The 17165-nt window shown below is 48.3% G+C and carries 9 protein-coding genes; 5 read left to right on the top strand and 4 right to left on the bottom strand.

Annotated features, from left to right (window positions below):
* Window positions 1-32: 32 nt before the first annotated feature.
* The 4 genes from ACYQ1O_RS05910 to ACYQ1O_RS05895 all read right to left on the bottom strand — a co-directional run bounded on the left by ACYQ1O_RS05910 (window position 33) and on the right by ACYQ1O_RS05895 (window position 8447).
* A complete protein-coding gene (locus ACYQ1O_RS05910) occupies window positions 33-923 on the bottom strand; it encodes a transglutaminase family protein (RefSeq protein WP_459990728.1) in 891 nt (296 codons plus the stop codon).
* On the bottom strand, window positions 920-3505 hold the full coding sequence (locus tag ACYQ1O_RS05905) for a circularly permuted type 2 ATP-grasp protein (RefSeq protein ID WP_459990727.1): 2586 nt from the start codon (window positions 3503-3505) through the stop codon (window positions 920-922). The genes ACYQ1O_RS05910 and ACYQ1O_RS05905 overlap by 4 nt, the downstream gene beginning before the upstream one ends.
* A 179-nt stretch (window positions 3506-3684) precedes the next feature.
* Window positions 3685-7083 (bottom strand): transglutaminase family protein, encoded by a 3399-nt coding sequence (locus ACYQ1O_RS05900; protein ID WP_459990726.1) that lies wholly within the window; start codon window positions 7081-7083, stop codon window positions 3685-3687.
* A 110-nt stretch (window positions 7084-7193) separates the two neighbouring features.
* The gene (locus ACYQ1O_RS05895; protein ID WP_459990725.1) at window positions 7194-8447 is read right to left on the bottom strand and encodes a hypothetical protein; all 1254 of its coding nucleotides are present in this window, start codon (window positions 8445-8447) and stop codon (window positions 7194-7196) included.
* A 593-nt stretch (window positions 8448-9040) separates the two neighbouring features.
* Between ACYQ1O_RS05895 and ACYQ1O_RS05890 the strand changes: the two genes are divergently transcribed.
* From ACYQ1O_RS05890 to ACYQ1O_RS05870, 5 genes are all read left to right on the top strand, one after another.
* Window positions 9041-10408 (top strand): DegQ family serine endoprotease, encoded by a 1368-nt coding sequence (locus tag ACYQ1O_RS05890; protein ID WP_459990724.1) that lies wholly within the window; start codon window positions 9041-9043, stop codon window positions 10406-10408.
* A gap of 75 nt (window positions 10409-10483) precedes the next feature.
* A complete protein-coding gene (gene moaB, locus ACYQ1O_RS05885) occupies window positions 10484-11005 on the top strand; it encodes a molybdenum cofactor biosynthesis protein B (protein ID WP_459990723.1) in 522 nt (173 codons plus the stop codon).
* A complete protein-coding gene (locus ACYQ1O_RS05880; RefSeq protein ID WP_459990722.1) occupies window positions 11006-11374 on the top strand; it encodes a DUF423 domain-containing protein in 369 nt (122 codons plus the stop codon).
* 13 nt (window positions 11375-11387) lie between these two features.
* Entirely contained in the window at window positions 11388-14036 is a 2649-nt protein-coding gene (gene pepN / locus ACYQ1O_RS05875; RefSeq protein WP_459990721.1) for an aminopeptidase N, read from the top strand.
* 676 nt (window positions 14037-14712) lie between these two features.
* The gene (locus ACYQ1O_RS05870) at window positions 14713-17163 is read left to right on the top strand and encodes a glycosyltransferase family protein (protein WP_459990720.1); all 2451 of its coding nucleotides are present in this window, start codon (window positions 14713-14715) and stop codon (window positions 17161-17163) included.
* Window positions 17164-17165 lie beyond the last annotated feature (2 nt).

Here is a 17165-nt window from a genome sequence, read left to right as displayed (position 1 = left end):
TGGGGTTGCCTTTTAGCCCCAAAGCAGGCTTGTTATTCCAGTCGTAAGACATCGACTGATACCGATAAAGCATGTTGACCGCCACCAAAGGCAATACCTTTTAACGGCGTGACGTCGGCAAAATCGCGACCCCACGCCAAGGTAATGTGTTGGTCTAAAGGTAGTTTATTATTGGTTGGGTCAAATTCCAGCCAACCGCTGTCTGGAATATAAACCGCAAACCAAGCATGGGAAGCATCAGCCCCCACCAAACGCGGCTTACCGGGTGCGGGTAAGGTTTCGATATAACCGCTGATGTAACGCGCCGCCAGTCCAAAGCTACGCAAGCATCCAATTGCCAAATGGGCAAAATCTTGGCAAACACCGCGCCGGTGCGCCAAGACATCGGACAAAGGCGTGGCAATGGTGGTAAATGCCGGATCATACGTAAAATCGCTATGGATGCGCTGCATTAAATCTTGCACCACTTCAACCAGTGGACGATTGGGGACAAATGAAGCCTGTGCATAATCCGCCAATTCCACTTCCGCTGAAATCATCGGCGAGTCCAACAAATATTGGCGTGCCTCCAAAATTTCTTCAGGATTGTCTTGCAAAGAAGCATTTTGTAGCCACTCGCGCGCCTCCTCCCACGTGATTGGATTTTGCAAGCTGGCGTCATGGGATTTAGGCATGACCGACACATCACTAATCACCGAAACCACCAGGCGCTTGTGGGCTTGCTGTATAGCAAAATAAGCGACGCGGTTGCCAAAAAAATCAACGCGTTCTTTAATGTCCATGGGCGTTGGCTTAATCTCAAAACGGCTGCTTTCGCAATGCTGCCGCCAGAATTCACGCGGCTGCAAACGCGCTTCGTTTTGGCACAGGCCAACCGCTTGGCTGTAACTATATACCGTGGTGTGGGTGATGCGGTATTTCATAGCTCATCCTCAACCGGCGTGTTCGCCATCATCAGCTGCGACGTTTGCGAATGGCTAAAAAACGCTTCGGCGATCACATCGGCAAGCCGCCACAAATCATCGGTCAAGTCAGCCAACAACGTATCCAAGCCTTCATAAACGCCACAATCATCGGAACATTGCAATAAATCGGCAATTAGGCTTAAGCGTACATCCGTATAAGACTTTAATATCAAGCGTTCTTCTTGGCTCAACTGACTACCACGGTCTCTAGGAAAGGCGCTGATATGTGCCGACAATTGGGCAAGCTGGTAGGCAATCGAACGGGGATGGGTTTCATCCAACAAAAGCAAGGCCAAAACCATTGGCAATTGGATGCTGGAGCGGTAACGGCGCAGATAAATGCTTAAGCTATCGGTAGAAATTAATACCGATTCCAGCAATTGGATCATTAAGGCATCATCATGACGCAGCACCAGCGTTGCCCGCAGCAAGGCGATCAATACCAAAGCCCGTTCCAAACGGCGTCCGCTATCGAGCATTAACCAACCGGCTTCGCGGGTCAGGCTTTCGGTGATTAAGCCGCTGAATGCGACAATCCCGGTAATCAGTTCGTCCAAATGGCTTTGCAATTGTTCGGCACTGACCTCGGCGGCTATGACTTTTTGCTCCCAACGACGGTGAATACTATCAACGCTGCGCCAAGTATCTTGCGACCACAAATCGCGAATACTAAATGCCGACTGGAAGAATCCGTTGATATTTGCCGTTAGGGATCCCATGCGGTGGCTATCTTTTGCCAACGACAGCAACTCCGGCTGCGGCGCTTTTAATAGCTGCTCGTCTCCACCCACAAAACCTGGGTAAGTGCCGGTCACATGCGTGAGGGTCTTCAGCAACATCGCTAAACAATCGGCATCGAGTTCTTCTTTAAACTCAGAGACATCACGTAATTTCAGCAATATGGTACGCAATAAACGCGTTCCTGCTTCAGCGCGTTCCAAATAACGCCCGACCCAAAATAAATTATCCGCCGCACGGCTGGTCAGCGGTTCGACCACCACATCAGCCACCGGATTACGGTTGGATTGCGTCCAAATAATGGCAGGTTTATCCAGTTCCGGCGATTGCCCCAAAATCCAAGTATCTTTGCTGATGCCACCGGCTTGGTTGGAAACAACAAAATCGCCTTTGTCTTTGGCGATACGGGTCAGGCCGCCGGGCATGACCAAATAATCTTCACCATTGGCAACCACAAAATTACGTAATACCGAGTTGCGGTGTTCAATTTGTTTGTCGATAAAAGCGGGGGCAGTAGAAAAGCTGACTTGCTCTTGTCCGACAAACAAATGCGGCTTGGCTTTAATAAAACTGCGCAAAGCGGCTTTTTCTTCATTACACAAACTGTTACCGAAGATAACCCCGTGGCCTTTGCGGTTGACTTGCTTGATGACCAGATGCTCTAGGTTTTGCAGAACAAAGTCACGTTCCCTCGCCTGCCCGCACCACCAAGTGGCAACTGAATGGAGGATCAGTTCTTGGCCTAAAAAATGTTGCGCCAAGCGCGGCAAAAACGCCAACAAACCAGGATTTTCCAAGACACTGCTGCCTAAAGGGTTGGCAATGGCGACATTGCCTCGGCGCACCGCTTCCAAAAGACCCGCCACGCCTAAGCGCGAATTGCTTTTCAATTCCAATGGATCGCAATACGAATCGTCCAAGCGCCGTAAAATGACATCAACTGGCTGCAAGCCTTCTAAGGACTTTAACAATACGCGCCCATCGCGCACCGTCAAATCATCGCCCTGCACTAAGGTAAATCCCAGATACGAGGCCAAGTAAGCATGTTCAAAATAGGTTTCGTTAAAAGGTCCTGGCGTCAGCACCACAATACGTGGGTTGTCTTTGTTTTGCGGGGCAATGCTGGCAAGGCCTTTACTGAAGGTTTTAAAAAAACCGGAGAGGCGGCGCACCCGTGTTTCGCGGAAAATTTCCGGCAGGACGCGGGTAATGGCAGTGCGGTTTTCGAGCGCATAACCAAAACCAGAGGGTGCTTGGGTGCGGTCATCTAAAATCCACATTTGCCCGTCGGGGCCACGCGCCAAGTTGGCGGAATAAATGGTGAGATGGCGTTTGAGGTTTTGCAATGTGCCGACACAAGGGTGCAAGAAACCTTCGTGTCCGAATACCAGTTCAGCAGGCAGCAAGCCTTTTTTCAGCAGTGTCTGCGGACCGTAAATGTCTTTTAAAATCAGGTCGAGCAAAATGGCGCGTTGCTTTAGCCCAGCTTCTATCCTGCACCATTCTTCGCTCCCAATCAGTAACGGTACGGGGTCTAGTCGCCATGAACGCGTCAGTTTTTCTGAATCGCCGTAGACATTATAAGTGACACCGTTTTCGCGCAATAAACGTTGCGCCTCACGACGGCGGCGTTCCAACTCATCGCTACCCATCGCTTCCAGCGATTTGATAAAACGTTCCCAATACGGCAACACCTTATGCTCGGTGGCATACATTTCATCGTAAGTACCGAGTTGGGTGGCATAGAATTGTGTGCCAATATCGCTGGCGGCATTCTCAGGGGTTGACGCTAATTGATCCATAAGCAGCCATTTATGATTTTAAAGTGTTAAGGCACATACTTATTATATACGTCAGAAGCTAAAGAAGGACTGCTATAGAAATGCTAACCACACCACTGAAAGAACTGACAACAGGAGGCGCATCGCCCGCGTAGATCACGCAAACAATGCGCCTGTGCTTTCATACCATCAACCAACGATCAACGATTTTTACGTCGTAAATCTAAGGTAAATGGAAACTCCAAATCAATTTCTTCGGCGGGCGGCGCCATCGGCCTTGGCGCGTATTCGCTCACATTAAAGCGATTCATAAATGGCTTTTCTGAGGCCTCATCATAAGTACCGGATAGCGGTGGCCTGATGACCGCACCCGGTGTATGCCCATAATCCCAGAAGCGGGTAATGCGGCGGGCTTCGGCTTCAAAACTATTGACTGGGAAGCTGTCATAACTGCGCCCACCCGGATGGGCGACATGATAAGTACAACCACCAATCGCATGACCGTTCCAAGTGTCGATCACATCAAACACCAGCGGCACATGCGGGCTAATGGTCGGATGCAAAGCTGAGGGTGGTTGCCAAGCACGGTAACGCACACCCGCCGTATATTCGCCTTTGCGTCCGGTATTGCGCAGCGGCAAACGACGTCCGTTACAAGTCAACACATAGCGGCCTTCGGTAAAGCCCGTCACTTTTACTTGCAGACGTTCAACCGAGGAATCAACATACCGCGCCGTACCCGTGCTGCTTACTTCTTCACCTAACACATGCCAAGGCTCAATCGCAAAACGCAGCTCCAATTCCATGTCGTCGATCATGGTGGTGCCATAACGCGGGAAGCGGAATTCGATAAATGGCTCCAGCCACTCCAGTTCAAATTCATAACCCGCACGCTGCAAGTCTTTGACGATACTTTTCATATCTTCGCGGACGTAATGCGGCAACATAAAGCGGTCATGCAATTCCGTACCCCAACGCACCAATTCCTGCTTGTAAGGCTTGCGCCAGAACCACGCGATTAAGGAACGCAACAACAGCATTTGCACCAAAGACATCCGCGCGTGGGGCGGCATTTCGAAAGCGCGTAATTCCAAAATACCTAAACGTCCGGTTGAGCTATCGGGCGAATAAAGCTTGTCGATACAAAATTCGGAACGATGGGTATTGCCCGTAATGTCGGTCAGCAAATGCCGTAACAAACGGTCAACCAACCACGGCGCAGGCACTTCGCCTTCGGGCATTTGTTGGAAGGCGATTTCCAACTCGTACAGTTTTTCGTCACGACCTTCATCAACACGCGGTGCTTGGCTGGTCGGGCCGATAAACATACCGGAGAACAGATAAGACAAGCCCGGATGATGCTGCCAATAGGTCACTAAACTGCGCAGTAAATCAGGGCGGCGCAATAATGGACTATCGGTCGGCGTTGCCGCACCCATCGTGATGTGGTTACCACCGCCGGTACCGGTATGGCGACCATCGATCATAAATTTTTCAGTACCCAAGCGCACTTGGAACGCTTGTTCATACAAGATGTTGGTTTTTTCAACCAATTCTTTCCAGTCTTTAGACGGATGGATGTTGACTTCAATGACGCCAGGGTCAGGCGTAACCATCAAGCGTTCTATCCGGTAATCACGCGGCGGCTCGTAACCTTCGATAACCACGGGCAGAGACAACTTTTCAGCCGTGGCTTCAATCGCGGCAATCAAGTCCAGATAATGTTCCAGCAACGACAAAGGCGGCATGAAGATATGCAAGCGACCATCACGCGGTTCAATACACATTGCAGTATGCGGCACTTCAACATGAATGGTGGGAGCATCACCGACTTCTTGCTCAACAATTTCAGGATGTTCGTTCAGCTTTGGGTCAAAATGGCTGTAACGGCGACAGACTTGACCGTAATAATCGCCCAGTTCCGGCAAATCTTTAAACAAGCTTTGCGGTTCTTGGGTGTCGCGTTTGTCAGGGGCAACCCATGGCAAACTGTTCAGCGGCATCCGCATACCCATTGGCGAATTGCCCGGGATCAGGAACATATTGCCACGGCGGAAATCCCACGGGCCACTTTGCCAAGTCTGCGCGTACCAATTCCATTTCAGCGGCAAGGCAAAACCGACCGGAATACCCAAATCGGCATCCAATACTTTGGTAATTGTCTTACGTTCAATCGAATCTTTCAGATCGTATTTCAGCGGATTGACATTGGTCGGCAAATTGCCTTCTTGCCACAAATAATAAAAATTGTCTTCAAAGGCCGCCGAAATATAGCGATGCGGTACGCCCAAATGTTGGGTCAATGCACGGGTGAAACGCTCGGCATCTAAAGCCGTGTGTTTGTAATCTTTGTTGATGTCGGCAAGCAATTCGGGATTACGCCACATTGGCACTTCGTCTTTACGCCAGAAAATGCCGTATTGCCAGCGCGGAATCGGTTCGCCCGGATACCATTTGCCTTGTCCGTAATGCAGCAACGCGCCTTTCGCGAACACGTCGCGCAGGCGTTTGGTCAATTCCTGTGCGCGTTCGCGTTTATGCAAGCCATCGGCTTGGGTGTTCCATTCCGCACCTTCCATGTCATCTACAGAAACAAAAGTCGGCTCACCACCCATCGTCAGACGTACATCGTCAGCAGCCAATTGGCGATCCACTTTTTCGCCCAAGGCGTTGATGTAATGCCATTGTTCGTCGGTGTAAGGTTTGGTGACGCGAGGGTCTTCATGCAAGCGTTCAACACTGTTGCTGAACTCAAACTCGACTTCACATTTGTCAGTTGCACCCGTGACCGGCGCGGCACTGGCAGGGTTGGGTGTACACGCCAACGGGATATGACCTTCGCCTGCCAACAAACCGGATGTTGGATCAAGGCCAATCCAACCAGCGCCCGGCACATACACTTCAGTCCACGCATGCAAATCGGTGAAATCGGCTTCTGGGCCTGAGGGACCATCGAGGGATTTAATGTCAGCAGTCAACTGAATCAAGTAACCAGAAACAAAGCGCGCTGCCAGCCCCATGTGGCGTAAAATCATCACTAACAGCCATGCCGAATCACGGCACGAACCACTCAGCTTAGTGAGCGTTTCTTCGCAGGTTTGGATACCCACTTCCATGCGGATGTTGTAACTAATGTCGAGATAAACCTTGCGGTTAACATCCACTAAAAAGTCGTTGATATTTCGTTTGGTGAGATCGAATTCCTTCACCCATTTCGTCAACAGCGGACCTTTTTCCGTGACTTCCAAATAAGGCTGCAATTCTTTCAGCAATTGCTCTTCATATTTGAAAGGGAATTTTTCGGCATATTCTTCAACGAAAAAATCGAAGGGGTTGATGACCGTCATATCGGCGATCACTTCCACTTCCACACTCAAATGTCGGGTCTTGTTAGGGAACACCACCCGCGCCAAAATATTACCGAACGGGTCTTGCTGCCAATTGATGAAGTGGTCTTTCGGCTCGATATTTAAAGTGTAACCTTTGATGGGCGTACGGCTGTGTACCGCAGGACGCAAACGAAACACGTGCGGCGACAAGGAGACTGCGCGGTCAAAAAGGTATTTGGTTTTGTGGTTGATGGCCACTCGAATAGTCATAATTTTGCTTCCTATAGCCTGTTGAACTGGACGCTGTTGCCAGCGTTGACAATAACTTAGTTAACCAAGGTTGCCACCTACGCCCCCACCGGGGGAGCAACCTTTGCAAATCAATAATCTTGGCGGCCACCTTCAATTTGCATCGCCATCAACGCCTCTTCAATGCCCGCTGCATGCGTCAATTCGGCGACATTGTCGGCATGAAAATAGCCATGAAAACCACTAAACCTTTGCACATATTCAATAATTAGCGACGAATGTTCAGATGCGCTGGAAAAAATTTGTTTTAAGCCTTCTATCTTAGAACCGATGATGTCCAGCAAAAAACTTTTACCTTCTTCACGAATGGCATCAACCACATAGTCGATATTTTCAACGCCATGTTGATTGCCATCTTTAACCGCCAGTGCCAAATGATGCAGCCTTGGCCCGTAGTTTCGCACATAGTTCTCGGTGGGCGATGGAAATATCTTGAAGTGGTTGACGAAATACGGCGTGTTATTGGCAGTGAACACTTTCGCGGGGCTGCGCAATTCGTCTGGAAAATGGATGCTTTTGGTGACATTGGTCGAAGAGTTTTGGTCGACAATATCAAAAGAACCCCAATAGTAATAACTGGATAGCGACAACCACTCCAAAATAGCGACTTCGCGGTTTTGGCTATAAATGCGTGTCGCCAGATGATCGACCGGCAAAATCAAATCAGCAATGCCCAATTGCTGCTGACGAAGTTTGGCCTGCTGGCAAACTTCGTAGGCACCGGGATGGATACTGCTGACACCCAAATCATAACGCCTGTCTTCCCCTGCCGCGCGTTGGCAATAGGCAACGATGTTATGGGTGTATGGCGAAGGCTTGGTGATTGCCAAATTGCCGGGCAATTCCAATTTGCTCATTTCCTCCGGCGCGAAAAAGCTGATGTCACGCGCCTGCTGGATTTTGACCACTTCCGGCAAATCGGTCACCCGCAAAATTTCGCCGATGTAGCGGCTGTGCGGCTTGTTGGAGCCAATGGGATAAACTTCATTAAGGCTGCGGAAGATACCACGGATGCCGTCATGCTTGACTTCGCGCACGATCAAGTCGGGACTTTGCCCATCAACCCGCAATACATGCGTCCAATGCGACTCGCTTTCCAAGGTTTCCAGATATTGGTAAGGCGACATCAGGCACAGCTCGCCAATGTATTCGATGGCATTACCGGGTTCCACCGTCAGCATCATCGCGTCGATCTCTTGGATCATATCGCTTAAACCCAACTCGTCGCGTTCCTCCAGCAATTTACCCAAATATTCGTTAAAAAACGCTGAGTTTGATATACCGCCATGGGCAGCGAAAGCTAATGATTTTGAAACAGTCTTCATAAAAGTTGCTCGAGAAGGTATCCCCTACCCGAAAGCAATATTGATACCAACATATAAAATACTCCAATAAAAAAATAAGCACTTGTTATGCATCGGCTTATCAAACCAGTGACATCCATCCAATGTACCGCCATAACAAAACCTACCGCTCGAATAATTACAACGCACATAATTGGTGCATTTTTGCACAAAATAACACACAACCAAGCCGTCCAAAAATGCAGCTGTTAATTCCATTTTGCAACAAATTGCAGCTTGCAAAGGTAACAGCATCCCGACAAAGCCCTAAAACGAACCAATAACAAAAAACTAATAGATTGATTTAAAGAATAAAACAAAATAAAAAACACAAAAAAACAATAATTGGCATTAAATATGCTTTAAATATATTGCATATTATTGTTTCTCCTTCCTCGTCATACCACCTGCTTTCTTATAAGCACTAACGCGTTAACCATTCTCAAGTTAACGCGTTTTTTTGCCTAAAATCTGCATAACAAGTAAAAATCCTGTAGGTTTCTTGCCCTTGTAATAAACATTTTGTAACCCATATTGTCTACCAGCCGTGTTTAACAACTCCTGGAAAGCCGATAATGAAGAATCTATTTGTAAAACGCCTGCTAGCGACAGCCTTTTTGCCGGTATTTTTAAGCCTACCCCACTACGCCACCGCTTTAGGATTACCTTCTTTTACCGAAAGCCAGCCCCTGCCGTCTTTAGCGCCCATGCTGGAGCGCAGCATGCCGGCGGTGGTCAACATATCCACCACAACCATTACCAACGTACAAACCCCACTGTTGCAAGACCCGTTTTTCAGGCAATTCTATAACCAGCCTCAACAACGCCAGCAACAACAGCAACAGCACAATAGCTTGGGTTCAGGGGTGATTATCGACAGCAACGAAGGTTTGGTGCTGACCAACAACCACGTCATCGACAAAGCCGATAAGATCATGGTGACACTGACCGACGGCCGGCAATTGAATGCCCAATTGATCGGCACCGATCCTGAGGCCGATGTCGCGCTGATCCAAGTACCCGCCGACAACCTGACTGCACTGCCCATTGCCGATTCCAGCCAGCTTAAAGTGGGCGATTTCGTCGTCGCCATTGGCAACCCATTTGGCTTGGGGCAAACCGTCACCTCCGGCATTGTCAGTGCGCTAGGCCGTTCCGGATTAGGCATTGAAGGCTACGAAGACTTTATCCAAACCGATGCGTCCATCAACCCCGGCAATTCCGGCGGCGCCTTAGTCAATCTGCGTGGCGAACTGATTGGCATGAACACCGCCATTCTAGCCCCTAGCGGCGGTAATGTCGGCATTGGTTTTGCCATTCCTACCAACATGGCGATGACCATTAAAGAATCTTTGCTAAAACATGGCGAAATACGCCGTGGCTTGCTGGGCGTGGTCACACAAGATTTAACGCCCGATTTGGTGAACGCCTTTAACTTGGAAAACAAGCACGGAGCCGTCATCAGCAGCATTGAAAGCAACTCGCCTGCCGCCAAAGCGGGGTTGGAGCCTGGCGACATTATCGTGTCCGCCAATGACAAACCGGTGAAAACCAGCCATGACATCCGCAATATCATTGGTCTGATGCAAGTAGGCGATAACGTTAAAATCGGCTATTTCCACGGTAATGACAAAAAAGAAGTGATCGCCACCATCGCCAAACCGGAGCGCCCGCAACTGGTCGGTGATAAACTGCACCGCAGCTTGACCGGCACAATGCTCAGCACGTCCGCCAAAAACCAAGTGGAAGGTGTGCTGATCGAAAAAATCGACATGTCATCTTACGCTTGGCGTGTGGGTTTGCGCCCTGGTGACGTGATCGTGTCAGCCAACCGTTACCGTGTCCATGACATCAACGAATTGCGCCAAGTGGTCAACCCCAAAGGCGGTTTGCTGATTAACATCCAGCGCGGACAAGATGCGTTTTTTGTCATGCTGAAGTAAGCTTGCCCGCATCAGTACCCACAGGCTTTGCTACCCTAAGCAAAGCCTGTTTTTTTTCACCAGCCTAGCCCCGCCATGAACCCAGAAAAACATTTCATTCCGTTGAATATCGCCGTCTTGGTGGTTTCAGATACCCGTACCGAGGCCGATGACGTTTCCGGCAAAACCTTGTTGGAGCGCGCCATTGAGGGCGGGCATAGCGTGGTCTCGAAAAAAATTGTCCCCGACAACATTTACCAAATCCGCGCGGTGGTCTCGGACTGGATTGCTGACGACGCCGTCAATGTCATCATCAGCACTGGCGGCACTGGCGTAACCGGACGTGACGGCACGCCGGAAGCCATCGCGCCGTTATTGGACAAAACTCTCGATGGCTTTGGCGAAACTTTCCGCCTACTTTCTTACCAAGACATCAAATCCTCCACCATCCAATCACGCGCGCTGGCTGGCGTTGCCAATGGCACTTATGTGTTCTGCCTGCCCGGTTCGTCAGGCGCATGCCGCACAGCTTGGGATTTAATCATTAAAGATCAGCTTGATTACCGCACCAAACCTTGTAATCTGGCGCAACTGATCCCGCGTCTACTGGAAAAATAAATGCACAAATTCTTAAGCTTCGGCGCTGCCGCTGCTGGCCTTGCGGTCGGCTTCGGGGCATTTGGCACGCACGGCCTCAAAGCGGTATTAAGCGCGGAAATGCTCGCCGTTTGGCAAACCGCCGTGACTTACCAAATGTGGCACGCACTGGCCTTGATACTGGTGGCGCTACTACTGCAAAACCGTAACGACAAACTGTTGCATCGGGCCGGCTGGCTGTTTATTGCCGGCATTGCCCTATTTTCCGGTAGTTTATACGGGCTTGCCCTTTCCAATCTGAAATGGCTGGGTATGATTACCCCTATCGGCGGCGTTTGCTTTTTGGCGGCGTGGTCACTCATCACTTTTTCTAGTTTAAAAAAACACTAAACAGGTCAACATCATGTCAGTTGCAAACCCCAACACCATTTACCTTAAAGACTACACCGTACCACCGTACCTGATCCATGATGTCGATTTAAACTTTAATCTCGACGAAGAAAACACCCGCGTCATCGCGCGCCTGACCTTAAGCCGCAACCCCGCCAGCAACAGCAAGGACAATGCGCTGGTATTAAATGGCGAAAACCTCAGCTTAATCCGCGTGGTGTTAAATGAAGAACACGAACTGTCCAGCAGCGATTACCAAGTCTCTGCCGACAGCCTGACTGTGTTCAATGTGCCGCAACAACGCAGCTTCACCTTAACCATCGAAAACCTTATCAACCCCAAAGCCAACACTGCTTTGGAAGGTTTGTACCTGTCCAACGGCATGCTTTGCACCCAATGCGAAGCCGAAGGTTTCCGTAAAATCACTTATTTCCTTGACCGCCCCGATGTCATGTCGCGCTTTACCACCACCTTAACGGGCGACAAAGATAAATATCCGGTACTGCTCTCCAACGGCAACAAAATCGCCCACGGCGATTTGCCCAACAACAGGCATTGGGTCACCTGGCAAGACCCGTTCAACAAACCGTGCTACCTGTTTGCCTTAGTAGCGGGGCAACTGGACTGCTTGGAAGATAGCTTTATCACCCAATCCGGTCGCCCCATCAGCTTGCAGATTTTTGTGGAAGCGCACGACTTGGACAAATGCGGTCACGCCATGCAATCATTAAAAAATTCCATGCGTTGGGATGAAGAAGTATACGGACGCGAATACGATTTGGATTTGTACATGATCGTCGCTGTCGGACATTTCAATATGGGCGCGATGGAAAACAAAGGCCTGAACATATTCAATACCAAGTTCGTACTAGCGCGTCCTGACACCGCCACCGACGCCGATTATGAACACATCGAAGGCGTTATCGCCCACGAATATTTCCACAACTGGACCGGCAACCGCATCACTTGCCGCGATTGGTTCCAGCTGAGTTTAAAAGAAGGTTTTACGGTATTCCGCGATCAGGAATTTACCGGTGACCGCACCTCCAAAGCCGTCAAGCGCATCGAAGATGTCAACATGCTGCGCACCCGCCAATTCGCCGAGGACGCAGGCCCCTTGGCGCATCCGGTGCGGCCCGATGCCTACATTGAAATTAACAACTTCTACACCGTCACCGTTTATGAAAAAGGCGCGGAAGTGGTGCGGATGATCCGCACCTTGGTCGGCAACGAAGGCTTCCGCAAAGGCAGCGATTTGTATTTTGACCGCCATGATGGTCAAGCCGTAACGTGCGAAGATTTTGTCAACGCCATGGAAACCGCCAACGGCATCGACTTAAGCCAATTCCGCCGCTGGTATTCGCAAGCCGGAACACCGGTTTTAACCGTCAAGCACACGTACGATGCCGAACAAAAAACACTGACCCTCACCATCCGCCAACATTGCCCGCCAACACCGGGGCAAGCCAGCAAAGAACCTTTGCATATTCCTGTCAATGTTGGCTTGTTGTACCCCGACGGCTCGGCGGCACCTTGCCAATTGGCTGGCTCGGAAGCGCGCCCTGAAGTGACCTTGCACGTCACCGAAGCCGAGCAAGATTTTGTTTTTGAAAATTTAACCGCACAGCCCGTGGTCTCGCTATTGAGAGGTTTCTCAGCACCGGTCAAATTGGTCATGCCACACAGTTTGGAAGAGCTGGCTTTTTTGCTCAGCCACGATAGCGACACCTTCAACCGCTGGGAAGCAGGCCAGCAATTGGCAGCACAAGTCATTTTGAGTTTGGTCAGTGATTACCAACAAAACCGCCCGCTCGTGTTGCCCGGCATTTTAGTGGATGCGATAGCGCAAGTGTTGGCGCAAGACTGGCAAGACTTGTCGTATTTCGCTTTGTTACTAGGCTTGCCTTCGGAAACTTACTTGGCAGAAATGATGGAAGTGGTCGATGTCGAAGCCATCCACAAAGCACGCGAATTCGTCATCACCGGCCTTGCCAAAAAACTGGAAAACCCGCTGCGGTCACTGTATACGCAAAACCATCGCGACGAATCAGGGCAGTTTGATGCGGGCGCAATAGGCCGACGCCGTATCAAAAATATCTGCCTGAGTTATTTGGGCAGACTGAACGACATAGAGTCGCAACAATGGGCCAAGCAACAATTAAACAGCGCCAAAAATATGACCGACCAATTGGCAGCACTGGCGGTCATCGTCAATAACCAGCATCCGTTTAAACAAGGCTGCCTGACCGCGTTTTACCAGCAATGGGAAAATGAAGCCTTGGTGATCGACAAGTGGTTTGCCCTGCAAGCCAGCAGCCCCTCGCCTGATGCCTTCGCCACCGTCAAAACGCTTTTGGCGCATCCAGCATTCTCGCTGACTACGCCCAATCGCGTACGCTCATTGATCGGTGCATTTAGCCAAGGTAACCCTTTGCATTTCCATGCTGCTGACGGACAAGGCTACGCTTTTCTTGCTGAGCAAATCATTGCCCTGAACACGCTCAACCCGCAAGTTGCTTCGCGCATGGTGAGCGCCTTAACAAGCTGGCGACGTCACGACACTAACCGGCAACTATTGATGAAAAAACAACTGGAACGGATTATGGCAACGGAAAATATTTCTAAAGATGTTTATGAAGTCGCCAGTAAAAGCTTGGTGTAACCCAACCACTTTTAACAAAAACTAATCCCTATCAAAGAGCATCCCTTAGGGCGGCAATACCAAAAAAAACAAATAAATGCCTACCGTTGCCGCCTAAGAAGATGCTTAAACAACAATAAAACTCATTGATTTTATTACATAAATAGTAGAATTAAGGACTTTGGCTATCAGCAAGAAATTGACAATCCTTAATAATTCCGTGCTATTATCCAACCCAAGTTCACAAGTAGTTCCGGCTTAACATTCCGGTTTCTTTTTAAGAAATAGTACGTCGCCCGTAAATGGGCTTAGAACTTCAATATTGTCATATTAGTGTGATTTAATCAGAAGCTTGTACAACAAAACCCATTATGCAAATAAGCCATTTTGTCGCAACCTAATGCCGACAAGACATCGCTAAGTCAGCCAGATAAAAACGGGCATCTGCCCACCCCTAGCTCTGCAAACAAAACGATTAATCCAAACTTAGGCTCCCTTTTATAGTTTTTTGTGCGCCAAGTTTGATTTTATTTGCTTACACATCAATTTTTTTTTATAGAATTAAATATCCTACATTTAAGCTAATTGGCAAAACCATGCTTTGGAACAACGCATTTCAAAAGCGCCAGACAAAAGTTTCCATCCTAAAATTTTCATTTTCTTCAAGTCATCTAGTTGTTAAGGAATTTAAGTAGCAATGGCAAGTTCAAAGTCCCCACTACCCAAACCAACCCCTCCAAGTTCAAGCGGCCAAGAATCTAATGGCGAAGAAAATCTGGACATGCAGTTTTATAAAACATTCTATGCTGATCTAAAAAAACTGGATGATGAAGGCTTAATAGCACACTGGCTTAGCCTAGGCAAAACAGAAAAACGCTTCCCTAATTTCTCGGAATTATTATTAAGCAAAAAAATTGACCCAATGGATGCCGAGAATGTTGACGTTGATGTTGACTTTTATACGTTCTACTATCCAAATCTTGCCAAGTCGGGAATTAACAACAAATACAAAGCCAAATTGCATTACCTGCAAAACGGCAAAAGGGAGGGAAGATTCCCCAACCTATTAGAACTACTAAAAAGCAACAATACCCATTTAATTGAATTTATTGACACGTTTGTTGATTATGATTTTTATGCCAGCGAATACGATGACCTAGTTTCTGCCAACATCAAAAATCATATCCAAGCGAAAGTCCACTATCTAATCTATGGTCGCCAAGAAGACAGATTGCCGAACCTAAAAGCTTGGATGGATAAAAAACTCTTCCCGAGCAACCTTATTCCCATTGATTTTAGCTTTAGCACCATTCTCGATTTGAACAAAGAAAATGGTGTTGAAATTAAATTAAAAACCTTCCAAGAATTGCTATCTGGGCGTTCAGCTTACCCCGTAAAAATAAGCCCGTCAGCTTCCGTTAACGCCAATTTCTACTTCGAAATGGCCAAACACTATCTGACCAACCATCACCGGGAACCCGCTAAAAATTTACTAAAAACTAGCTTGGCATTTGAAAAGCGTGGTGAGTTTTTAGAACTGCTCGGCAACATCTATTTAGAAGAAAACGACCACGAAACTGCTTCATCACATTATGAAGAAGCAATTGAAATAGAAGGTATCAGCAAATGGCTATTCACAAACTTGGCCAATTGCAAAAAGATGCTCTCGAAACCTAGACAAGCCATTGAAACATTAGTTACCGGTATTGAACGCAATCCAGAGTTTAGCTTTGCCTATGACCGGCTAGAAGAATTCGTCCATGAATACTGGTTAAAACAGCAAGGTGGCATGGAGGCTTTCGGCGTTGTTAATGACAGGCACGCGTTGACCATAAAAACCAATGATGTCGCATCGTTTATCTACAAAACATATTTACGGGTCTATGGCGTTGTAAAAGTTCCAGAATTTGTTGGAAGCTGTAATTTGGACCGCGTATTAATTGTCGGCGATTTCCATATCAAACAGTGCGTCCGATACCGTATCGACCAAAAAATAGAGCAATTGGAAGCCGCAGGCAAAACAGTGACAGCCATTTCATGGACTGATCTGGAACGCGAACAAAACGCCCTCGCCATGCATGACGTGGTTATTTTTTATCGTGTGTCGGCACAACCACAAGTCATTAAAGCCATTGCGCAAGTGAACGCTACCGGCAAATTGTCTATCTACGAGATCGACGATCTGCTGTTCGAAAACATTTATCCGCCACCAATAGAAACTTACGGCGGGTATGTCGACATGAATACCTACATCGGCTTAACCAAAGGCATGGCCTTATTTAATGCCGCCGCCCGTTTATGCCGAATTGGCTTGGCATCAACCGAATTGCTCGCGGAAAAACTGCAGCCTCTCGTGTTTGGCAAAAAATGTCTTGTCCACCGCAACGGCTTGGACAAACTCAATACCTTCAAACAACCTAAGTTATCGCAAAAACCAGTCGTCAATATTTTCTATGGCAGCGGCACGATGGCACATAACAGTGACTTCAGCGATTTAGTCCTGCCTTCTATCACCCAAATATTGATGGAATTTGAATCGGTTCGCCTAGTCGTTGCAGGCTACCTGAACTTACCCAGTGAGTTTTTGGCTAAGTTTGGCAACCGTATCAGACAAATTCCTATGATTACCAATATGCAAGCCTATTGGTCTCTGCTCGAACAAGCTGATATCAATTTAGCTGTCTTGCACGACGACGTCATCAATGGTTGTAAAAGCGAATTAAAATGGTTTGAGGCGTCAACGCTTGGCATCCCCACTGTTATGAGCACCACTGCCAACTACCGCGATGTTATTAATAATGGTGTTGATGGGTTGATTGCCACCACCCCAGAAGATTGGTATAACCATCTGAAAACATTAGTAGAAAGCCCCGAAAAAAGGTTTGCTATGGCTCAAAAGGCGCAAGATCGGGCAATGTCTGATTACAGTGTCAAAACGCTATCAAACAACATCAAAAAAGTACTGGAAGACGCCTATAAACATTCACAACCTGCAACGCCTGCAAAACGCAAAAAGATTGCCTTAGTTAATGTGTTCTTCCCGCCGCAATCACACGGCGGAGCGACCCGCGTCATTGCAGATAACTTTGATTTATTGTTACGTGACTACGGCAATAAATTCGAGCTTTGTGTCTTTACGACCGATTAAGA

The sequence above is a fragment of the Methylosoma difficile genome (assembly GCF_054657615.1).
Note: the sequence above shows the minus strand (reverse complement) of the source record. Positions and strands in the feature narration are given on the sequence as shown.